The organism is Chryseobacterium sp. VD8, from assembly GCF_037149975.1.
In the GTDB taxonomy this organism is placed as follows: Bacteria; Bacteroidota; Bacteroidia; order Flavobacteriales; family Weeksellaceae; genus Chryseobacterium; species Chryseobacterium indicum.
The window spans coordinates 1-2,305 of record NZ_JBBCQL010000376.1 but is presented as its reverse complement, the minus strand read 5'-3'; the positions used below and the strand labels follow the sequence as shown (position 1 = coordinate 2,305).

Annotated in this window: 2 protein-coding genes; one reads left to right on the top strand and one right to left on the bottom strand. The window is 35.5% G+C overall.

Translation table 11 applies throughout. From position 1 onward, the window contains the following. Nucleotides 1-219: 219 nt before the first annotated feature. Nucleotides 220-792 carry a DUF6896 domain-containing protein gene (locus WFK35_RS22300; RefSeq protein ID WP_336734792.1) on the bottom strand — a complete coding sequence of 191 codons (573 nt, stop codon included), beginning with the start codon at nt 790-792 and terminating at the stop codon, nt 220-222. A 99-nt stretch (nt 793-891) separates the two neighbouring features. Between WFK35_RS22300 and pafA the strand changes: the two genes are divergently transcribed. After that, nucleotides 892-2,305 (top strand): alkaline phosphatase PafA (pafA, locus tag WFK35_RS22295; protein WP_336734790.1); only part of this gene is annotated, 1,414 nt, incomplete at its 3' end.

The window sequence follows — 2,305 nt, the reverse complement described above, 5'->3', positions numbered from 1 at the left end:
AGCTGATCAATATTGCTGAATGCATTTACCTTTCCGATTTCAGAATTGATTTCTGCTTTATTCAGCGTTGCGGCAACGTTAATGAGGTTAATATTGCTAATAAACAGCCATCCGAATAAGAACAGAGATATCGAAAAAAGAAAAGGTCTGAAAATTTTCATGATTAAAAAGTTTTTGTTACGAAACATATTTACATATTTGTGGTTCTTTCAAAACTAATTAAAATCTTTTGATTCCGAACATTTTCAGAAGGTTAAATTTCGTTTTATTCCCTATTTTATCCATTTCTTCATTATAGAGTTTTATTTGGATTTTTTCTCTGTCTTTTACAGCAATTCCGGAATGTTCTTCAATATTTGAATTGATTTTTTCAAACAAACCTAATTCAAGCATTATCTTTAAGACTTTTTCACCATCCTTAAATTTATCACGAATGTTGAACGGAAGAGGTTGGTAGGAAGGATTTGTTTCGATAAATAATAAAAAGAAATAAGGATCAAGATCACTAAAATCCATTCCGAACATAAAAGGTGCTTCAACTTCGTGTCTGGTTTTTGTGTGGATGAAATGACAGTGATAACCGTGTATAAAGAAATTCCAATCCTGTACCTTTCCACGGCTTAATTTGGGGTTTTCTTTCAATTTGTTAAACGTGAGAAATGGAAAATCTTCGTTGAGTTTGATTTTTTTAATTTCAACAAGCATGAAGATGAGCTCTTTTGCCAGATTTCTGTATTCTTTCGCACAGTTTTCAAAGAATTTTTGATGAAGATGAATTTCTTCTTCCGTCATTAAGTGTCAGGTAATAGTTATTTAATCAAAATTAAATAAAATTTCACACATCAAAACTTTCAAAACCCGTAAATTTGTCCACAATAAAAATTTTACGGGATGCTTAGGAAAATTTCGGTTGCAGCGGCTGCTTTTTTGTCCGTACTTACAATCAATGCGCAGAAGAACAAAAATTCTCAGTTGGAAAGACCAAAACTCGTAGTAGGTTTAGTCGTGGACCAGATGAGATGGGATTATCTGTACCGTTTTTATAACAAATATGGAAACGACGGTTTCAAAAGACTTTTAAATACAGGATATTCTTTAAATAATGTTCATATCCATTATGTTCCTACTGTTACGGCTTTAGGACACACGTGTATTTACACAGGTTCCGTTCCTGCAATTCACGGGATCGCAGGAAACGACTGGATGGATAAAGAAACCGGACAAAATGTTTATTGTACCACAGATGAAAGTGTAAAGCCTGTAGGAACAGCTAACGCAAAAGTGGGAAGCCATTCTCCGAAAAATCTATGGTCTACCACTGTTACCGATGAACTTAGGTTGGCAACCAATTTTCAGGGTAAAGTAATCGGGGTTTCTTTAAAAGACAGAGCTTCTATTTTACCGGCAGGACATACGCCGAACGGAGCGTTCTGGTTTGATGATTCCACAGGAGACTTTATCACAAGTTCCTGGTATATGAATGATCTTCCGCAGTGGGTAAAAACCTTTAATTCTCAGGATTTACCGGATAAATTGGTTGCCAACGGCTGGAATACTTTGCTTCCGATCGATCAGTATACAGAAAGTTCACCTGATAATTCTTCATGGGAAGGATTGCTGGGAAGTGCCAAAACCCCTACTTTTCCTTACAGCAATTTAGCCGCAGATTATCAGGCTAAAAAAGACAATATCCGTTATACGCCATTCGGAAATACATTAACGCTGAAATTAGCAGAAGCTGCAATAGAAGGTGAAAAGTTAGGAGGAGACGATATTGTGGATATGTTAGCCATCAATTTGGCATCAACGGATTACGCAGGACATAAATTTGGTCCGAATTCCATCGAAGTGGAAGATGTTTATTTACGACTTGATAAAGATTTAGCCCAGTTTTTCAGTTATCTGGATTCCAAAGTAGGAAAAGGACAGTACACTGTTTTTCTTTCGGCAGATCATGGCGGTGCCCATTCTGTAGGATTCTTACAGGAACATAAAATTACGACAGGTTTCTTCGGAGACGGAATGGATAAAAACGTCAATCTTAAATTAAAAGAAAAATTCGGGGTTGATAAATTAATTAATGCGGTGGACAATTACCAGATTTATTTCGATAGAAAATTACTCAAAGAAAATAATATCAAATTAGAAGACGTTGTAGATTTCACCGTAAAAGAAATTGAGAGTGATCCTTCAGATTTATATGCTGTTCCTGTAAATAAAGTTTCAGAATCTTCTATCCCTGAACCGATTAAACAAAGAATTATCAATGGGATTAACAGGCAGAGAAGTGGTGATATCCAGTTGA